The sequence below is a fragment of the Pseudomonas sp. W3I7 genome, assembly GCF_030816095.1.
GTDB classification, from domain to species: Bacteria; Pseudomonadota; Gammaproteobacteria; order Pseudomonadales; family Pseudomonadaceae; genus Aquipseudomonas; species Aquipseudomonas salomonii.
This window is the reverse complement of the sequence record NZ_JAUSXP010000001.1, coordinates 1,735,500-1,752,641: the sequence shown is the minus strand read 5'-3', so window position 1 is coordinate 1,752,641 and position 17,142 is coordinate 1,735,500. Positions and strand designations below refer to the sequence as shown.

At 61.4% G+C, this 17,142-nt stretch carries 15 protein-coding genes and 3 pseudogenes; 9 read left to right on the top strand and 9 right to left on the bottom strand.

The annotated features are described in order from the left end of the window. Window positions 1-50: 50 nt before the first annotated feature. The 3 genes from QF043_RS08250 to QF043_RS08240 all read right to left on the bottom strand — a co-directional run bounded on the left by QF043_RS08250 (window position 51) and on the right by QF043_RS08240 (window position 2,701). A complete protein-coding gene (locus tag QF043_RS08250) occupies window positions 51-476 on the bottom strand; it encodes a VOC family protein (RefSeq protein WP_056861174.1) in 426 nt (141 codons plus the stop codon). Window positions 477-587: 111 nt separating this feature from the next. Continuing rightward, window positions 588-1,463 (bottom strand): LysR family transcriptional regulator, encoded by an 876-nt coding sequence (locus tag QF043_RS08245; protein WP_307418115.1) that lies wholly within the window; start codon window positions 1,461-1,463, stop codon window positions 588-590. Window positions 1,464-1,489: 26 nt separating this feature from the next. Beyond that, entirely contained in the window at window positions 1,490-2,701 is a 1,212-nt protein-coding gene (locus QF043_RS08240) for a YeeE/YedE family protein (RefSeq protein ID WP_307418114.1), read from the bottom strand. A 237-nt stretch (window positions 2,702-2,938) separates the two neighbouring features. Here QF043_RS08240 and QF043_RS08235 point away from each other — a divergent pair, with 237 nt between their 5' ends. The 5 genes and pseudogenes from QF043_RS08235 (at window position 2,939) to QF043_RS08215 (ending at window position 7,925) form a co-directional block, all read left to right on the top strand. Then, window positions 2,939-3,487 carry a hypothetical protein gene (locus tag QF043_RS08235; protein ID WP_307418112.1) on the top strand — a complete coding sequence of 183 codons (549 nt, stop codon included), beginning with the start codon at window positions 2,939-2,941 and terminating at the stop codon, window positions 3,485-3,487. Then, the gene (locus QF043_RS08230) at window positions 3,474-4,679 is read left to right on the top strand and encodes a DUF6421 family protein (RefSeq protein WP_307418111.1); all 1,206 of its coding nucleotides are present in this window, start codon (window positions 3,474-3,476) and stop codon (window positions 4,677-4,679) included. Before QF043_RS08235 ends, QF043_RS08230 begins: the two co-directional genes overlap by 14 nt. Then, window positions 4,676-5,623, top strand: coding sequence for a DMT family transporter (locus tag QF043_RS08225; protein WP_307418110.1), 948 nt, complete (start codon window positions 4,676-4,678; stop codon window positions 5,621-5,623). The genes QF043_RS08230 and QF043_RS08225 overlap by 4 nt, the downstream gene beginning before the upstream one ends. Further along, window positions 5,620-6,870 (top strand): ATP-grasp domain-containing protein, encoded by a 1,251-nt coding sequence (locus QF043_RS08220; protein WP_307418109.1) that lies wholly within the window; start codon window positions 5,620-5,622, stop codon window positions 6,868-6,870. Before QF043_RS08225 ends, QF043_RS08220 begins: the two co-directional genes overlap by 4 nt. 33 nt (window positions 6,871-6,903) lie before the next feature. Beyond that, window positions 6,904-7,925 (top strand): annotated as a pseudogene (locus tag QF043_RS08215) (branched-chain amino acid aminotransferase). 83 nt (window positions 7,926-8,008) lie between these two features. On the opposite strand, the gene QF043_RS08210 reads toward QF043_RS08215, so the two are convergent. Further along, window positions 8,009-8,875, bottom strand: a complete 867-nt coding sequence (locus QF043_RS08210) for a DNA/RNA non-specific endonuclease (protein WP_307418108.1) — start codon at window positions 8,873-8,875, stop codon at window positions 8,009-8,011. A 47-nt stretch (window positions 8,876-8,922) separates the two neighbouring features. After that, complete coding sequence (locus QF043_RS08205) at window positions 8,923-9,546, bottom strand: TetR/AcrR family transcriptional regulator (protein WP_307418107.1); 624 nt, start codon at window positions 9,544-9,546, stop codon at window positions 8,923-8,925. Window positions 9,547-9,679: 133 nt separating this feature from the next. On the opposite strand from QF043_RS08205, the gene QF043_RS08200 reads away from it, so the two are divergent. Then, window positions 9,680-10,120, top strand: coding sequence for a hotdog fold domain-containing protein (locus QF043_RS08200; protein ID WP_305454424.1), 441 nt, complete (start codon window positions 9,680-9,682; stop codon window positions 10,118-10,120). 3 nt (window positions 10,121-10,123) lie between these two features. On the opposite strand, the gene QF043_RS08195 is transcribed toward QF043_RS08200, so the two are convergent. Then, the gene (locus tag QF043_RS08195; RefSeq protein WP_307418106.1) at window positions 10,124-11,341 is read right to left on the bottom strand and encodes an MFS transporter; all 1,218 of its coding nucleotides are present in this window, start codon (window positions 11,339-11,341) and stop codon (window positions 10,124-10,126) included. Window positions 11,342-11,462: 121 nt separating this feature from the next. Here QF043_RS08195 and QF043_RS08190 point away from each other — a divergent pair. After that, window positions 11,463-12,122: pseudogene (locus QF043_RS08190) on the top strand (TetR/AcrR family transcriptional regulator); the annotation flags it as partial. Here QF043_RS08190 and QF043_RS08185 read toward each other — a convergent pair. The 3 genes and pseudogenes from QF043_RS08185 to QF043_RS08175 form a co-directional block, all read right to left on the bottom strand. After that, a pseudogene (locus QF043_RS08185) lies at window positions 12,070-12,995 on the bottom strand (LysR substrate-binding domain-containing protein). The pseudogenes QF043_RS08190 and QF043_RS08185 sit on opposite strands and share 53 nt — an antisense overlap. A gap of 108 nt (window positions 12,996-13,103) precedes the next feature. Further along, the gene (locus tag QF043_RS08180; RefSeq protein WP_307418105.1) at window positions 13,104-14,159 is read right to left on the bottom strand and encodes a D-isomer specific 2-hydroxyacid dehydrogenase family protein; all 1,056 of its coding nucleotides are present in this window, start codon (window positions 14,157-14,159) and stop codon (window positions 13,104-13,106) included. Between the two features lie 86 nt (window positions 14,160-14,245). Further along, the gene (locus tag QF043_RS08175) at window positions 14,246-15,142 is read right to left on the bottom strand and encodes a LysR family transcriptional regulator (RefSeq protein WP_307418104.1); all 897 of its coding nucleotides are present in this window, start codon (window positions 15,140-15,142) and stop codon (window positions 14,246-14,248) included. 122 nt (window positions 15,143-15,264) lie between these two features. On the opposite strand from QF043_RS08175, the gene QF043_RS08170 reads away from it, so the two are divergent. Together QF043_RS08170 and QF043_RS08165 are read left to right on the top strand one after the other, a co-directional pair. Further along, window positions 15,265-15,930 carry an RraA family protein gene (locus QF043_RS08170; protein WP_307418103.1) on the top strand — a complete coding sequence of 222 codons (666 nt, stop codon included), beginning with the start codon at window positions 15,265-15,267 and terminating at the stop codon, window positions 15,928-15,930. Window positions 15,931-15,932: 2 nt separating this feature from the next. Next, on the top strand, window positions 15,933-17,141 hold the full coding sequence (locus tag QF043_RS08165) for a pyridoxal phosphate-dependent aminotransferase (RefSeq protein WP_307418102.1): 1,209 nt from the start codon (window positions 15,933-15,935) through the stop codon (window positions 17,139-17,141). Window position 17,142: the final 1 nt, after the last annotated feature.

Genomic DNA, 17,142 nt, shown 5'->3' with positions numbered 1-17,142 from the left:
CTGTCTTATAAACGCCGTCGCTCGGGTGGCGACGGTCGCACGGTGAGCAATTACTTGGCGAACAGCTGGCTCATGTCCTTGAACGCCTTGAACTCCAGGGCGTTGCCGCACGGGTCGAACAGGAACATGGTGGCCTGCTCGCCGACCTCACCCTTGAAGCGGATGTAGGGTTCGATCACAAACCGGGTCTCCCGCGCGCGCAGCCGGTCAGCCAGGGCTTCCCACTGGTCCCACTGCAGGATGATGCCGAAATGCGGCACCGGCACATCATGGCCGTCTACCGGGTTGGAGTGCACCGATTCCTGGGATGCAGTCTTGGGATGCTCGTGAATCACCAGTTGGTGGCCGTAGAAGTCGAAGTCGACCCATTGTGCACTGGAGCGCCCTTCCGAAAGGCCAAACACATCGCCGTAGAAGTGACGCGCGGCGGCCAGGTCGTAGACGGGAATCGCTAGATGAAAGGGAGAAAGGCTCACGGTGGCTACCTGCAGGTTCTGTTGGGTTAGAACCCGATTCTTCACCACAAAGCCCCACGGATAAAGCGGATATCCTTCGCCCTGAGCCTCAATAATTTTGATGCTCGCGCCCTACTTCGGCGCACCCAGCACTTCGATGACGCACGCCCTGAATAATTCGAAGAGCGGCAATTGGCGCTGGGTGTACTTGGTCAGCAGCACGATTTCACGGTAGAACGTGAGCTTGTCCAATCGCAAAACCCGCACGTCGCTGCCATGTTCCAGCCACAGGCCAGCCAAGGGCACCAGCGACACGCCGAGGCCACTGCGCACCATCTTGACGATGGCGTCCAGTTCGTCGAGTTCCAGCGCCTGCCGGGTCTGGATCTTGTGTTCCTTGAGAAACTGCGTGACCTGGCGCCCGCCGAACGAGCCTCGGTCGTACCGCACGAAGGGTTGCTCACGCAGGATCTGCAGCGGGTCGTCGCCCTGCACGTCCTTGGCGGTAATCAGCACAAAGGGTTCGCGGGCGATGACCTCGATATTCAGGTCTTTGGGCAGGTTGAACGGCGGGTGAATCATGATCGCCAGGTCCAGTTCACCGGCATCCACCTGACTGAGCAGGTTAAGCGAAACGCCGGGCACCAGGCTGACCTCGATAAACGGCGCACGGCGTTTAAGCGCGACCAGCGCCTGGGGCAGGAGGCCGGTTTGCACACTGCCGATGGCGCCGATGCGCAGCGAACCGTGAAAGTTGTTGGCGCTGTCGGGCGCGCCCATGCGCGAGAAAATATCGAGGATCTCCTCCGCCAGCGGCACCGCGCGCTGCCCGGCCGCATTGAGCGTGGCGGAGCGACCGGTGCGGTCGAACAGCTTGACGCCCAGGGCGTCCTCGAGGTGTTTGATCTGCGCACTCACCGCCGACTGCGTCAGCCCCACCTGCTGCCCGGCGGCGGCAAAGGTGCCACGGCGGGCGGCGCTTACAAAGGTTCTCAACTCTCTGATCATGGGCCTGCCTTATCGATCATTGGGGTTCAGCAACCGCTCAAGGCTACCTGCGGTCGTTCGCCTGCGAAGAAGAACGGGCGCAGGCGCACACCCACGCTGTTACCGATAAACGCTGCCACCAACCACACCCAGCCATGCAGGCTGCCGGAGGCGATGCCGCTGAAGTACGCGCCGATGTTGCAGCCGTAGGCCAGGCGCGAACCATAGCCCAGCATCAAGCCACCGATCACTGCGGCCAGCAGCGAGCGCGCCGGGATTTTCAGGCTTGGGGCAAAACGCCCGGCCAGGCCCGCAGCAAGCAGCGCGCCGAGGACGATGCCGATGTCCATCACGCTGGTGATGTCTTCCCACACGGGTGCTGCCAGGGCTTTGGCATTGCCCGGCATTTGCCAGAACGCCCAACTGGCCACATCCACACCCAAGCCGCTGGCCACTTTGGCGCCCCACAACGCGAACGCCGAGGTAATGCCCCATGGCCGCCCGGCCAGCGCCAGCGTCGCATAGTTAAGCAGCGCCAGGCCGATCGCACCCCACACCAACGGCCAAGGCCCGCGCAGGAAACGGCGCAGACCGATGTGCTCGCTGCTCACGCCGGGTTCAAGCTGGCCATGACGGCCCTTCTCCAAGCGCACGGTGACCAGCGCAATAAGCGCAAACACGGCCAGGCTCACAACCATGGCCGGCAACACGCCGAAGCTCTTGACGATGGACACCGCCGGGAACGCCGGCAACGCGAACCACCAATCCACATGGTGTGTGGCAATCAATGAACCGCAGATAAAAAACAACAGCGTCACCAGCATGCGCGCATTGCCGCCGCCCACGGTGAACAGCGTGCCAGACGCACAACCGCCGCCCAACTGCATGCCGATACCAAAAATAAACGCCCCGAATACCACCGACACGCCAGCCGGTGCTACCAGCCCGACCACCGGCTGCCCGAACAACGTGCCCGCTCCCAGCGCCGGGAAGAACAGCAACACCGCCACTGCCAGCATGACCATCTGTGCGCGCAAGCCGGCGCCGCGCCGATCACTGATAAATACGCGCCAGGCCGACGTGAACCCAAAAGCGGCGTGGTACAGGGTCAAGCCCAATGCGGCGCCGACCACCAGCAACAGCACCTGGCGCAAGCCGACGCTGTTTTGCAGGAATACGGCGCCGGCCACCAGGATGATAAAAGCCACCAAAGGCGCGATAGGCTTGCGCGGGGGGCTCAGGGAAAGGGAGGTGCTCATGGGCTTTCTCGGATGTGATCGGGGGGAAGATTGGCGGTGAGTATAAACCCTGACAGGGTCGGCCTTTGCAGGAATTCAGACGGCCAGGTAAGCCCGCGAAGGTGGCAAAGTTTAGTTTCGCCGGGTGTATTGCTTGAACAAAAAACCTACAGTAACCTGCGCCAAGGCAGCCACCATCGGGTGGTAAGAATGGATTCTGGCCCGCTATTCGGTGGGCTCTGACAAGGAAGTTAAAGCATGCACACGGCTATCAGTCCGACTATCTATACGCTTGGCCCCGAGGGTACCAATTGCGCCACCGCCGCGCAGTGGTGGCTTGATTCTCGTGAAGAGCGCAATAGCAACCAACGAATTGTTCTGCATGAGACGCTTGAGCAAGCCTTTGATGAGTTGTCCGGAAAACAGGACGGCTACCTACTAAGCTGCGCTGCGTATCCCGATTTGCATACGCTGATTTTTACCCGACTGGGCGATATGGAGTTGTGCGACAGCTTCATCATGCCGACCCACTCCATGGTGCTTGCCAGTCGTACCAGCGCCGACCAGATAAAGAGTGTGGCAACCCATCCCGCGCCCCAATCCCTGGTGGCCAGCCATTACCGCAAGGTGTTTGCCAACAGCAACGCCGATGCCGCCGTGCTGTGCAGCACCGGCAAGGCAGATGCATGCGTGACCACCGTGGTCGCGGCAGACCTGCATGAGCTGAACATCATTGAGGATTTCGGCCAGGTGCCGATGGCCTTTCTGGTCCATTCGCTGAAGCGAGCCGACCATGCAAAAGCCTGAGCCGCTGTCGACCCTGGTCAATATCGTCAATGAAGTGCGTGCCCGCCAGGAACTGGATGGCAGCATCAAGGCGCCGCAGATGGCCGACCAGGCCCTCATCAACCGCTTGATCGCCGAGCTCGACCGGCACGCCGCAATGATCGACGGGCTGTCTGCGTCATTGTTGACAGCGACGCTGGAAGACCTGGGCAACTGGCTGAAGAATGGCCTGGATCAACGGCCTTTGTTCGATAAGACTCTCGCCAGTTTCAACACCCCTGCGCCCGGCGACGCCTTGTTTCTACTGGCCCCCATGCGCGCGACCAACGGCCCTGACCCCGAAGGCTTCCGGCTGGAGCTGGTCTCCGGCTACCGCAGTGAAACCCCTTACCTGGCAAAGGCCGCGCAGTACACCGAGCATTACGTGGCACCGTTTCAATGCATCAAGCTGGGAGCGGCCTCGAAGGGGTTCCTGCAAGGCAATTGCATTGTGCTGTTTCCAGAGTCCCTGGCGACGGCAGCCAAGGTCGATAAACAGACCTTCGCGCTGTTCTTCTTCAGCAAGTTTCTGCGTATCTACAACGAGCAGACACTCGTCGAGGCAGACCGCTTGTTCGGGCGCCAGAGCCCGTTCCTGTTCGGCCAATTGAGCAGCCGCCAGATGTCTGAGTCAGACATGTACGACGCGCGTTGCTTGTGGGGTTATTACCACGACTATGCGCACCACACCGGGCCACGCCCATTGGACAAAAACCTGTATATAAAGCTGAATTGGTTTACCGGCCTGCTGGAAGAAACCAAGTGTGACCTGATCACGGTGCGCCTGGTGCTGGAACACCGTCCGGACTTTTGGCGTGAAATCGCCGAGTTCATCCTGCTCGAGCGCATGTTCCGCTACCCCAAAGGCTCGGACCAGCACATGACGTTCGATGCCGGCACCGGGATTTTGCTGTTCGAGATGCTGATCAATGCCAAGGCATTGGTCGAAACCGAGCACGGCCACCTCACCTTTGACAGCGAACGTCTGGGCCAGAAGCTGGTGTCGATGATCGCCGATATCGAGGCCCTCGAAACACTCGACGACGAGGCCTATCTGGCGGGTGCCAAAGCTTATGTGCAGCAGCATCTGGGCGCACCGCAAACCCCACTGGCACGCTTCAATTTCCCGGCCACGCACTACGCACGCCGCGTGCTGGCCGAGTGCCCCCAATGAATGCATTGAAGGTCCGCCTGCTGCTGTTCACCGTGGCCATTCTCGCGTTGTTCTCGATCAGTTGGCTGCTGTCGAAAAGCCTGCTCGGTAGCCTTGCGGTGATGCATGCCGTTGGGCTCAGGCTGTGGGCCACAACGGCCGCCTTATGGCTGATCGTGGCGTTCAGCAAGCGGCCGCCGCAGGCTTCCAAGCCCCTGCTCGCAAGGATGCCGGGTTTTTTCATCCTGTCGATCCTGGGGTTCTCGCTCTATTTTGTCTGCAGCTTCGGCGCCTTGAAAACGCTGAAAGCCAGCGACCTGACCATGGTCCTGGCGACGATTCCGGGCATTACCTACCTGCTGGGTCTGCTGACACGCAGCCTGGGTTTTTCCTGGCTCAAGCTGGCGGGTGTGGTGATCGTCAGTGTCGCGGCGCTGGCGTTCAATACCCACACCGGCGACGTTGGCGCAGTCAGCCCGTCAGGCATTGCGCTGGCCTTGGTCGCGGCGCTTTCCTACGCCGTTTATGGCCTGCTGTCCAAGCGTTACCTCAAGGACCTGCCACTGATCAACTCGCTGGCCTGGGTCACGCTGATCGCCGCGGCGTGCTTTGTGCCGCTGTTCATTCTCGACCCCGCGCCCTTGTTGCTCCTGAACCTTGAGGACGCGCTCAAAGTGCTGATTTTGGGGGCTGCCTGCTCGGCGCCGGTGTACGTGTTGTACCAGAAGGTCCTGGCCGAGGGCGGTGTGTTGTATGCCAATGCGATTGGCTTGCTGGCGCCGTTCGCCGTGGTCACCGGTGAGTGGTTGATCGGCTCCGGCACGACCTTGGGTGCAGTAAAAATCGTCGCGATGATTGCGGTCATGGTGGGGATCACCCTGTTATTCATGGATGCATCAGGCGCCTCGGGCTGGACGTTCAAGCGTCGCGCCCCAAACCCACCGGTTAGTGAGGAAATACAATGAAAAAGCTGGCGTTGGTTTGCCACCGCAGTGCCAAGTTGTCCTTTGTATTCGAGGCCGCAGAAGCGGCAGGTATTGAACTGGTACTGATTTACGACACGACCGAAAACGCCCCCGCGCACTTGCCGGCGGTCACATCGACCTGGCAGCTGCCGGTTTTCGACGAGCCGCAGGTGGCGCTGGAAGCGTTTGCGGCCGGCGCGCAAGAGAGAGGGATTGGCGGGGTCATGACGGTTCGCGAAGAAGCGATCATCTGGACGGCGCTGGCGGCGCAAAAAATCGGTACCCCTGGCATCGATCCCCATGTGGCGGCGCTGGCCCGCAACAAGTACCTGATGCGCCAGGCCTTTGCCGAGGCAGGCTTGAGGTCACCGGGCTTTTGCTACATTGATAACCCCCACGACCTGTCGCAAACCCGCGCCCTGGGCTTGCCCCTGGTGATCAAGCCGCTCTCCGGCTGGTCGAGTACCGGTGTGATGCTGGCCAAGACGGCCGAAGAGCTTCCCGCCCTCGTCAACGCTGTCTGGGAGGTGCAGAGCAAGGACCTGGCACGTTTCTATGACCAGGACAAAGCCGCAGGCCTGGTTGTTGAACAGTATTTGCCGGGTAAAGAATTCGTCGTGGAGTGCTTTGTCGACATCGAAGGGGTGCATGTCCTGGCCGTGGGCGACAAGGGCCAACCCGAAGGGCCCTGGTTTGAAGAAACGATCTATCGCCAGCGTCGAGATATCGACGCCCCCTTGATCATGGCCCTGTGCGAAACCGCGCGCGCCGGGGTCAAGGCGTTGGGCATTACCATGGGCGCCGCCCATGTGGAGCTGCGCCTGGATGCCAAGGAGCAAGCGTATGTGATTGAAATCGGCGCACGCATAGGGGGCTCGGGGGTCTCGCACTTTGTCGTGGAGCAGAGCACCGGCGTGTCGTTCGCCGCACTGTGCATGCAGGCGGCCCTGGGGCTGCCGACCCCGGCACTGCCCGATGTACTGCCGGCCGCCAAAGTGGCTGCAAACTACATCATTCCTCTGCGCGGCGATGGCCGTTTCAACGGTTTCAGCGGGCTGGAAAAGGTCGAGGAGCACCCAGAAACCGCACGGATCGTGACCTTTTTCGAGGCCGGACACCTTTCACCACCCCCTCCCGCGTTTGGCGGCTACCCAGGGTTCATCTTCTCGGTACATGCCTCGGATGAGGCGGCGAACGCGTACCACCAATGGCTTGATGCTGCATTGAGCATCAACTGGAACCAATAAATACCACCCGTAGCCGGGTTCGGGAGTCGTGATATGGAACATCCGCAACTGGATTGGAATAACCTGGGCTTCAGCTACAGGAAAACCGACCTTCGTTACATCGCACACTGGCGTGACGGTCAGTGGCAGGAAGGTGCGCTGACCGAAGATAACCAACTGCATATCAGCGAAGGCTCAACCGCGCTGCATTATGGCCAGCAGTGTTTTGAGGGGATGAAGGCCTACCGCTGCAAGGATGGTTCGATCAACCTGTTTCGCCCCGATCAGAATGCTGCCCGCGCATGCAGCGCAGTTGCTCGCGGCTGCTGATGCCGCCCGTCTCGACCGCGCAATTCATCGATGCCTGCAAGCAGGTGATCAAGGCCAACGAACGCTTCCTGCCGCCCTACGGAACCGGCAGCTCGCTGTATCTGCGACCTTTCGTCATCGGTGTGGGCGATAACATCGGTGTGCGTACCGCGCCGGAGTTTATCTTCTGCGTGTTTTGCATCCCGGTCGGCGCGTTGTTCAAAGGCGTGTTGCAACCGAGCAACTTCATCATTTCCGACTACGACCGCGCCGCCCCCAATGGCACGGGCGCCGCCAAGGTCGGCGGGAACTACGCGGCCAGCCTGCTACCCGGTACCGAGGCACGGCAGGCGGGTTTTGCCGACTGCATTTACCTCGACCCGCTGACCCATAAAAAAATCGAAGAAGTCGGCTCGGCCAATTTCTTTGCCATTACCCATGACAACACCTTTGTGACCCCGCGTTCACCTTCAGTATTGCCTGGCATCACCCGCGCCTCGTTGATCGAGCTTGCGCAAAGCCGTCTGGGGCTCAAGGCGGTGGAAGAAGATGTGTATATCGACAACCTCGCGGCTTACAAGGAAGCCGGTGCGTGCGGCACCGCAGCGGTTATCACACCGATCGGCGGTATCCGCTACAACGATCACCTGCATGTATTCCACAGCGAACATGAGGCTGGCCCGCTGACCCAACGTTTGTTCAATGAGCTGACGGGCATCCAGAACGGCGACGTTGAAGCGCCGGCAGGCTGGATCGAAAAAGTCTAAAGCCCTGACGCCCGCTGTGCCGACATCCCGTGGGTGTCAGTACAGCGGGCCGATCCAGCGTCAGTCAGACTGGCCGAAAGTGGTTATGTCCGACCCACCGAGCCGGTCACCGGCAAGTTGCCGAGCAACTTGAGGCCGGTGCTTTTCACAAAGGTGTCGTAGTCCATCGGCTTCTGGATACGGGTTTCGGCGTTGGGCAGCACATAGGCCCAGGCGCGTTGGGACGAGGCGTCGTACACCAGCTTGAACAGGCGCGTCGGCACCCACACCTTGTTGTCGCCGACGGTGCTGTAGCCGGCATCAAACAACGGGCCGGTGAACACAAACACATTGCCGCCGGCCCGCAGGGCGAACTTGCGCACGTCGGCCTCGACCTTGCTCCAGATCTTGCGGTTGTTGGTGGGGTCTTGCGGCACCATGTTCGACAAGGCGAAGGACTGCGCCATGGCATTTGCGCTTGGCGCATCGGCGGCCGGGGATTGATGGCCGCGGTCCACCGCCGGGTGCTGGCTGCGGTAGTCGCTCAACTCGGCGCGGGCGCCTTTGGGAATGCGCGGGTCGGGATAAAACTGGTTGGTGCGCTCTTCACCCTTGGCGTCTTTCAACTGTGCGGCATTCAAACGCTCGACCACCACCAAAGGCGTCTTGCTGGTTTGCGAGTAGAGCACCGCAAAGTGATCCGAACACAGCGCCATGGGTTTCATCGAGGCGGGTACGGTGGCCGTGTTGATCGGCTTGGCACCGGGAAACAGGTCCGCGCAGCCGTCGAAGGAGAGCTGTTTTTCTTGACGGGAATAGAGCCCAAGGGCCGCGCTTTGACTGATGGAGCTTGAGCGCGAAGTGTGTTCATGGGCGGGTGGTTTGATCAGGTCCAGCAGGCTGCGGGCCTGTGCGCCGGGCGAGAGCAGAACAAACGCCGACAGGCCAACTGCAATAATGCGTAAGTGCATGTTTTATATCTTAAAGTGAGGAGCCTAATGGACCCTCACTTTAAACTTTAGTGCGACGCCTGACGGATCGAATTCCAGGCCGCCTGCGCCAGCAACTCGCGATACTCCCAGGGGCTTTTTTTGACCTTGGCTGACAGCCAGGCACGCGAGTAGTTTTCGGCCGCGCCGATGATCAGCGAAGGAATGAGCTCGGCGGGCAGTGGGCTGAAGTACTCCTTGCGCCCTTCTGCATTCATCCAGTCTTTCAACTGATGGTTACGCCGTTTATTGCGTGCAATCAGTTCGTCCTTGAATGGGCCGTTGGACACCGCAAAGCGGCTTTGGAACACGAACCGCGCCCACTCCGGTTGTGCATGCACCCACTCAACGTAGCTGTACACCAGCGCCACGACGCCAGCCTGCGCGGTTTGCGCGTCCTGCAAGTAACGCTCGCGCAGGCTGGCCTGGTCTTCAAGTGCGGCAAAAAACAAGGCGGCCACCAGCCCCTCTTTACTGCCGAAGTGATGGTAGATGGCACCCACGCTGGTGTCGCAGCGTGCGCGAATGGTTTCGATATTGGTCGCCTCGATCCCCACCTCGTTAAAGCACGCCAGCGCTTCACGCAGGATGCTGCGCTTGAGGTCGCTGCGCCTGCCGGGGAAGGTACGCTCGATAAGGTCGATGGAGTGCATGCGAAGAGGCGCCAAATAAAAACAGTTTATAGGTTCATCGACCGCCAGAGAAAGCGTGGGTTGACGCGAATGGAATTTACAGAATATTGTTCTGTTACGGAAAATTATTCCGCAAACAAAAAAGGAATACCCAATGAGCCAAGTACTCAGCATGTTCAACAGCGCAGGCCCCGCCGCTTTCAGCAAAATGGTCTGCCAGATGGCGCCCTATTTCAGCACCATCACCCCCGAATTCGCCGAACTGAGCCCCAACCGTGCGGTGGTCAACGTGCCGTTTTGCAAGGAAATCACCAACCACCTGGCCTCTGTGCATGCCATCGCGCTGTGCAACGCGGCCGAACTGGCGGGCGGCACCATGACCGACGTGTCGATCCCGGCCGGCGCGCGCTGGATTCCCAAAGGCATGACCGTGGAATACCTGGCCAAGGCGAAATCGAATATCCGTGCCGTGGCGGATGGCAGCGCGGTTGACTGGCAAACCGCCGGCGACAAGATCGTGCCGGTGGATATTTTCGATGAGGGCGATATCAAGGTATTTACCGCCCGCATCACCATGAACGTGAAGCTCGCTTAGCGCCTAGTGCCCCGCCACCGCAGGCCCATCGGCTGACCGCCGTCCCGGTTTGAAGCCATGGGCATGCGCCGTGCAGGCAATCACCAACGCCACCAACAGCAACAGCGCCATCGCCCATGGAAATGAGGCGGCGCCCCATGTCTCCAGCAACACGCCACCGACTACACCGCTGGCCGCAATGGCGCTGTTCCACGCCACCACGTTCAGCGACAGCGCCACATCGGCGCCCTCTCCAGCGGCATCGGCCAATGCGGTTTGCAGCAGTGTCGCGGCGCCACCAAAACTCAGGCCCCACACGGCCACGCCAAGGTAGACCACCTGCGGCACGCTGCCCACAAAGCCGAACACCAGGGTTACCGCCGCAAACGTCACCAGGCTTGCCAGCACGGTCTTGCGCAACAGCGGTTCGACCAGTTTGGCCGTCAACCAGATCCCCAGCAGCGCGGCAATGCCGAACACCAGCAAGACTAAATCCACACGCTCAGCCAAGCCTGCACGCGCCACAAACGGGGCAATGTAGGTGTACAGAATGTTGTGCGCCAGCATCCAACTGATCACCACCGCCAGCACCGGTCGCACGCCGGGCGTGGTCAGCACTTGGCCCAGGGACAGACGCTGGTGCGCAGGCTGCGGCGGATAGTCCGGGACTTTCGCCAGTACCCACACGATCAGCAGCAGCGTCAGCGCCGACATCAGACCAAAGGTGGTACGCCAACCCACCAGGCCCCCCAGCCACGTGCCCAGCGGCACCCCCAGCGACAGCGCAATCGGCGTACCCACCATGGCCAGCGCCAGCGCACGGCCCTGTTGGTGCGGCGCAACCATGCGCCGGGCATAACCGGCCAGCAGGCTCCAGGCCAGCCCCGCCGCCACGCCGGCAAAGAACCGCGCCACCAGGGTTACGCCGTAATGGGAGGACAGCGCGGTGATGGAGTTAAACAGCAGAAACCCGACGATGGTCAGCAGCAACACATTGCGCCGCCGCCAGCCACGGGTGGCGATGGTCATGGGGATCACCGCCAGCACCGAACCCAGCGCGTAGGCCGTGACCATCTGCCCGGCCATCGACGGCGAAATCGCCAGGCCTTCGCTGATCAACGGCAACAGCCCGGCGGGCAGGGTTTCGGTAACGATGCAGATAAAGCCGGTCATGGCCAGGGCGAGCAAAGCGCCAATGGGCAGACGGTCGGATGACGCGGATAAGCTGAGTGAGGGTGTCACGGGAGACTCCTTGGGACGACTTAGATACTGATCGATATAAATGTTGCGTGCGCACACCGTGCGTTGTCAACGACTTATGTATCGACTAGTATTTATCTCGCTTACCCAGAGGATTCCCCACATGGCACAAATGGGCCGCCCGCGTAATTTCGACCGAGACCAGGCCGTTGAACAGGCCATGCACTTGTTCTGGCAGCATGGTTATGACGCCACCTCCCTCACCCAGCTCAAGGCCGGGCTGGGTGGCGGTATCTCCGCGCCGAGTTTTTATGCGGCATTCGGCTCCAAAGAAGCGCTGTTCGATGAGTGCGTGCAGCGTTATCTGGCCACCTATGCCCAGGTCACCGAATGCCTGTGGGACGAGGCTTTGCCACCCCGCACGGCCATCGAAACCGCGCTGCGCCAGTCGGCGCGCATGCAGTGTGAAGACGGGCACCCCAAGGGCTGCATGGTGGCGCTGGGCGTGATGAGCGCACCCAGCCCGGAAAATGCGCGGGTCGCGGAAGCCCTGACGCAATCGCGGGTGCGCACCCGGGCGGGCATTGTGGCCTGCGTTGAGCGCGGGATACGTCTTGGGCAATTGCCAGGCACCACGCAAGCGGCGTCGATGGCGACGGTGTTTGACAGTTTCTTGCAGGGCGTTTCGATCCTGGCGCGCGATAACGTGCGGTTGAAGGATATCGACGCGGCGATCAGCCAACTCCTGCTGACATGGGACATTACGGCCGCTACCGCGTCGCCCATTCGTCCCGACATGCCAGCAAAAAATCCACAAACGCCCGCACCCGATGCGGCACAAAGCGCCCATGCTGGGATACAGCAAAGTGAAGGGCCGCGAGCGCCCGCCAAACGGCTGCAGCACTTCAACCAGGCTGCCGTCGGCCAACTCAGGTTCAACAATGAATTTGTACGTTTGAAACAGCCCCGCGCCGTGTTTGGCCAGGGTTACGCCGCCCAGCACATCATGGGCAATGCTGTAACCGGCCTGCCCGGCAAACTCCTGCTCCTGGCCTTGCACCTGGAACAGCCAGGGGATGCGTCGACCGTTGCTGGGCAATTCAAATTGAATGCACTCATGCGCAGGCAAGTCGTCCAGCCCCTGCGGCGTACCGGCGCGTTTCAGGTAGGCCGGTGCGGCAACGACCACCAGCTCGGCATCTTCCAGCAGCCGCGCGATCAACGACGAATCCGGCTGGGCGCGCACGCGAATGGCCAGGTCATAGCCTTCGGCAACGAAGTCGATGTTGCGGTTGCTGATATGGATATCCACGGTGACTTGCGGGTACTGCGCACGAAACCTGGGCAGCAGCGGCAGCAAGCGGTGATGCGCGTAAGTGGTCGGCACACTGATGCGCAAGCGCCCGGACGGCACCGCCTGCGCGCCCATCATCTGTTGCTGGGCCTCCACCAGTTGCGTCAGCGCCTCGCGGCATTGCTCGAAAAATGTGCGGCCGCTGTCGGTGAGGCGAATGCTGCGCGTGGTACGCACAAACAAGCGTGCGCCCAAGCGTTGTTCCAGGCGCGAGATACTGCGGCTCACAGCGGCCGGGGTAACACCTGCGGCCTGCGCGGCCGCGGTAAAGCTCCCGGCTTCGGCGGCGAGGCAGAACAGCTCGATGCTGCCCAGCTGCAAATCTTCGAAATGGCGTTTCATGATTGATTTCGTCGGCTCACTATCCGACGTCATACTTACCAGCCTCTTGCCCTTTAATACAGCGCGCCGGGCGAGAATGAGTTATCGGCCTTCCTTGTGTCCGGTAGGTTAACGCACGATGGCGGTGGCACTGAATGCGTGGATCTTGTCGACGATCTGGCGTGATGCCGTCCGGATTGCCGTGGTGGTATTGCCGGCAATGTGCGGCGTCAATTGCGCATTGGCAATCGCGGTCAATGGCGAGTCGAAGCGGTCTTTCTCCAGGGCAAAGGTATCGATGGCCACCGCTTTGATATGCCTGGGAAACTCGCCCATGAAGGCGGCCAACTGGTGTTCGTCGACGATCCCGCCGCGCGCGGTATTGATGAGGATTGAGCCCTGGCGCATCTGCCGGAACTCGGCAGTGCCGAACAAGCCTCGAGTCTGCGGGGTGAGCGGTACGTGGATCGAGACGATGTCCGCCTCGGCCAGTAACGGTTCAAGACCCGCCCGTCGTTCAAGCCCAAGGCTGCGCGCCACCGGCTCGGTAAAGCGTTCGGACCCGGTAGCGATCACCTTGATGCCCAGCGCCGCAGCCTTGCGCGCCACCTGCCGGGCAATGCTGCCGGTGCCCACCAGCCCAAGCGTCAGTTCGGCGTATTCGCAGGCAGGTGCCAGGGTGCCTTTTGCCCAATGGCCGTTGTGCGTTTCGGCGTTGTAGTCATCCAGATCGCGCGACAGATACAGCGCCTGGGCCACGACGTATTCGGCAACAGCGGCCGCGTTGGAGCCCGGCGTATTGAGGATCGCCACACCACACTGCTCGCACGCCAGCCGGTCAATATGATTGACCCCTGCGCCAGCCTGGGCAATGGCGCGCAGTGGCGTGGCCAACGCCGGCGAGGTGGCAGCGCGGATCAGGCCGGCGCCCAAGGGGATGTTCAGGCGCGTCTTGAACACGCTGTAGCCCCCGGCCTGACTCACGGCGGCAATAAAGCCAGGCTCGTCATGGCAGTTGATCTCGGCATAGTGAATGCGCGCGCCGTAGTGCTGCCGAATGCGCTCTTTGTCCGCGAAATAATGCAGGTTGAGGGTGACGCCCAGGCCCAGTTCAAGAAAGCGATCGACTTCCTCAAACAGTAACGGCGGCCCGGGGGCATCCAGTATCAGGGTGGTAAATGCCATACCGTTGATCCTCTTGGAGGGTAGCGCCTGCCGATACCCAGGTTGCGGGATTTTGATCGTTCCCGCGCGTGGGAACGATCACACGATCACAGCAGTAACCGCGAAAAATCGCAGCACACTTGCGCCATCTGCGCCACGTCCTGGTTCAAGCCGAACTGCCGGTCGACCCGGTGCAACGCCACATACTGGATGCGCGGCAATTCGGGCTCGGTGACCAGCGCCCGTAGCGCGCCTTGCTCGATCAAGTGCGACAAGCACGCCCTGGGCAGGTAACTTACGCCAATCCCCGACAATGCCAACCCCACCTGCACCAACAAGTTGTGGCTCGACAGCGTGCGCGGCATCTGCACGTTGTGCGCGGCCAGCCAACGCTCGTAGATCAACCCGGTGCCCGACTGCGCGCCCTGGGTAAGCACGGTGTAGTTGGCCAGGGTCTCGAGGCCCACCGGGTCGGCGTCGGGGATCAGGCTGGGCGCGCAGATCCAGGCGTTTTCCACGCTTTGCAGCGCGGTGCTGTGAAAGCGTGGGTCGCTGAACACGTCGGGCACGATCACCAGATCCAGTTGGTCGCTTTCGAGCTTGCGGAACAGCTCACTGCTGAGTTCCACCGAAGGCTCGATCTGCACCTTGGGGTAAGCCTGGCGCAAGGTTTCGACCAGTGCCGGTAACCACGTCAGCGCGGTCAACTCGGTGACACCCAGGCGAAACCTGCGCACCAGCACTTGACGGGCGCTGACCCGTTCGAGCAACTGGTCGCGGCCTTTGAGCAGGTCGCGGGCATAGTCGAGCAACTCGCCGCCCTTTTCGGTCAGCCGCGCGTTGCGTTTGCTGCGGTCGAAAATCTCTACATCAAAGGTGTCTTCCAGCTCCTGGATGCGCTTGGAGATGGCCGACTGCGACATGTTCAGCTTGTTGGCCGCCGCTTCAAAACTGCCCAGTTCAGCGATCCAGTACAGCGCATCGATTTGCTTGAAGGTGATCATGGCAGCCAACTCATGATAAAAATCGATGCTATCACATCATAAAATATCGCTAAAACTGTCGGTTTATCACTCCTAAGATCCGGCCATAGCCCTTCGCTATCTGACGACTCTGGAGATTTGCCATGTCCTTGCCCGGTTCACGCATCCTTCCCAACGCCCCGATGGCCCCGGCCGAGCTGGTCGAGGCCTTTGCCCATGTGGTCACGCCGCATATCAGCGACAACCTCGGCCGCCATATCGGCGCCCGTGGGCTGACGCGTTATAACCGCAGCGGCAAGCTGGTGGGCACGGCGATCACGGTCAAGACCCGGCCCGGCGACAACCTGATGATCTACAAGGCCATGAGCATGATGCAACCCGGCCATGTGCTGGTGGTGGACGGCCAGGGCGACACCAATAACGCGGTGATCGGCGAGTTGGTCAAGCTCTACGCCCAGCAACGCGGCTGCGTGGGGTTTGTGATCGACGGCGCGATTCGTGATGTCGCAAGCTTTGAGCACACGCCCTGCTACGCCCGCGCCGTGGTGCACACCGGGCCGTACAAAACCGGGCCTGGCGAGGTGAATGTGCCGGTGTCCATCGGCGGTATGCTGATCACCCCCGGCGACTTGCTGGTGGGTGATGAAGACGGGCTGGTGGCTTTTTCCCAGGCTGACGCGGCTCAAGTGCTGCGCCGTGCCGGGCAACATGCCGAGCACGAAGAAGCGGTGAAGGCCGAAATCGCCACGGGCGCGATGCGCCAAGGCTGGATCGACAAAGTGCTGGTAAACGCCGGCTTGGCGGATTGAACATGAGCACAGCCTTTCTTTCCGAGCGTGTGCTCGGCATCGCGCCGTCGCCGAGTGTGGCCGCCAATGCCTTGGTAACTGAACTGCGCGCCCAGGGCCGCGATATCGTCAATTTCACCGTGGGCGAGCCGGACTTCGATACCCCCGCGCATATTCTCCACGCCGCCCGCCTGGCGATGGAGAGCGGCGACACCCATTACACTGCCACCACCGGCACCCTCGCGCTGCGCCAGGCCATTTGCCTCAAGCTTTCCCGCGACAACGACCTGGTCTACGGCCTGGACGAAGTGGTCGCCGGCTGCGGCGGCAAGCACATCATTTATCACGCGCTGGCCGCCACGCTGAACCGTGGCGATGAGGTCATCGTGCATACGCCGTATTGGGTGTCCTACCCGGACATGGCACGGCTCAACGACGCCACACCGGTGATCATCCCCGGCGATGAAAACCGGGGCTTCAAATTGTCGCCCGAGGCGCTGGAACAGGCGATCACCCCGCGCACCAAATGGGTGATTCTCAACAGCCCCAACAACCCCAGCGGCGCGGTGTACAGCGAAGCCGAACTGCTGGCCCTGGCCTTGGTGTTGCGTGCGCATCCCCACGTGCTGGTGATGGCCGATGAGATCTATGAGCACTTCGTGTATGGCGATGCCCGCCACGTGCCGCTGACGCGCCTGGCGCCGGACCTGAAGCCGCGCACCCTGATCATCAACGGCGCCTCCAAGGGCTACGCAATGACCGGCTGGCGTTTGGGTTTTGGCGCGGGGCCGGCGTGGTTGATCGCGGCCATCGGCAAGTTGCTGTCGCAAACCACCACCTGCCCCAGCTCGTTGAGCCAGGCCGCTGCGGTGGCGGCCTTTGCCGGTGAGCAGGCGCCCATCACCGCCATGCGCGATGAATACGTGCGCCGCCGTGCACTGATGCTGGATCGACTGGCAGGCATTCCCGGCGTGAGCGTGACCCCACCGGACGGCGCGTTCTATGTGTTCGCCAATGTCAGCGGGCTGATGGGCAAGCTCACGCCACAAGGGCAACCCCTGGAGAGCGACACGCAGTTGGTGGAGTACTTGCTGCGCGAATACGGCCTGGCCACCGTCAGCGGCGCGGCGTACGGCATGTCGCCGTATGTACGCCTGTCCTTCGCAAGCGCGCCAGACGTGATCGAAGAAGGTTGCCGCCGCCTCCAGGACGCGTGCCACGACCTGCGCTGAA

What these genes read in the sequence shown, in the direction of transcription:
- QF043_RS08175 (WP_307418104.1), bottom strand. Translation starts at nt 15,142, where the DNA reads ATGATCACCTTCAAGCAAATCGATGCGCTGTACTGGATCGCTGAACTG.
- QF043_RS08165 (WP_307418102.1), top strand. Translation starts at nt 15,933, where the DNA reads ATGAGCACAGCCTTTCTTTCCGAGCGTGTGCTCGGCATCGCGCCGTCG.
- QF043_RS08205 (WP_307418107.1), bottom strand. Translation starts at nt 9,546, where the DNA reads ATGCACTCCATCGACCTTATCGAGCGTACCTTCCCCGGCAGGCGCAGC.
- QF043_RS08210 (WP_307418108.1), bottom strand. Translation starts at nt 8,875, where the DNA reads ATGCACTTACGCATTATTGCAGTTGGCCTGTCGGCGTTTGTTCTGCTC.
- QF043_RS08200 (WP_305454424.1), top strand. Translation starts at nt 9,680, where the DNA reads ATGAGCCAAGTACTCAGCATGTTCAACAGCGCAGGCCCCGCCGCTTTC.
- QF043_RS08180 (WP_307418105.1), bottom strand. Translation starts at nt 14,159, where the DNA reads ATGGCATTTACCACCCTGATACTGGATGCCCCCGGGCCGCCGTTACTG.
- QF043_RS08220 (WP_307418109.1), top strand. Translation starts at nt 5,620, where the DNA reads ATGAAAAAGCTGGCGTTGGTTTGCCACCGCAGTGCCAAGTTGTCCTTT.
- QF043_RS08240 (WP_307418114.1), bottom strand. Translation starts at nt 2,701, where the DNA reads ATGAGCACCTCCCTTTCCCTGAGCCCCCCGCGCAAGCCTATCGCGCCT.
- QF043_RS08230 (WP_307418111.1), top strand. Translation starts at nt 3,474, where the DNA reads ATGCAAAAGCCTGAGCCGCTGTCGACCCTGGTCAATATCGTCAATGAA.
- QF043_RS08225 (WP_307418110.1), top strand. Translation starts at nt 4,676, where the DNA reads ATGAATGCATTGAAGGTCCGCCTGCTGCTGTTCACCGTGGCCATTCTC.
- QF043_RS08245 (WP_307418115.1), bottom strand. Translation starts at nt 1,463, where the DNA reads ATGATCAGAGAGTTGAGAACCTTTGTAAGCGCCGCCCGCCGTGGCACC.
- QF043_RS08235 (WP_307418112.1), top strand. Translation starts at nt 2,939, where the DNA reads ATGCACACGGCTATCAGTCCGACTATCTATACGCTTGGCCCCGAGGGT.
- QF043_RS08170 (WP_307418103.1), top strand. Translation starts at nt 15,265, where the DNA reads ATGTCCTTGCCCGGTTCACGCATCCTTCCCAACGCCCCGATGGCCCCG.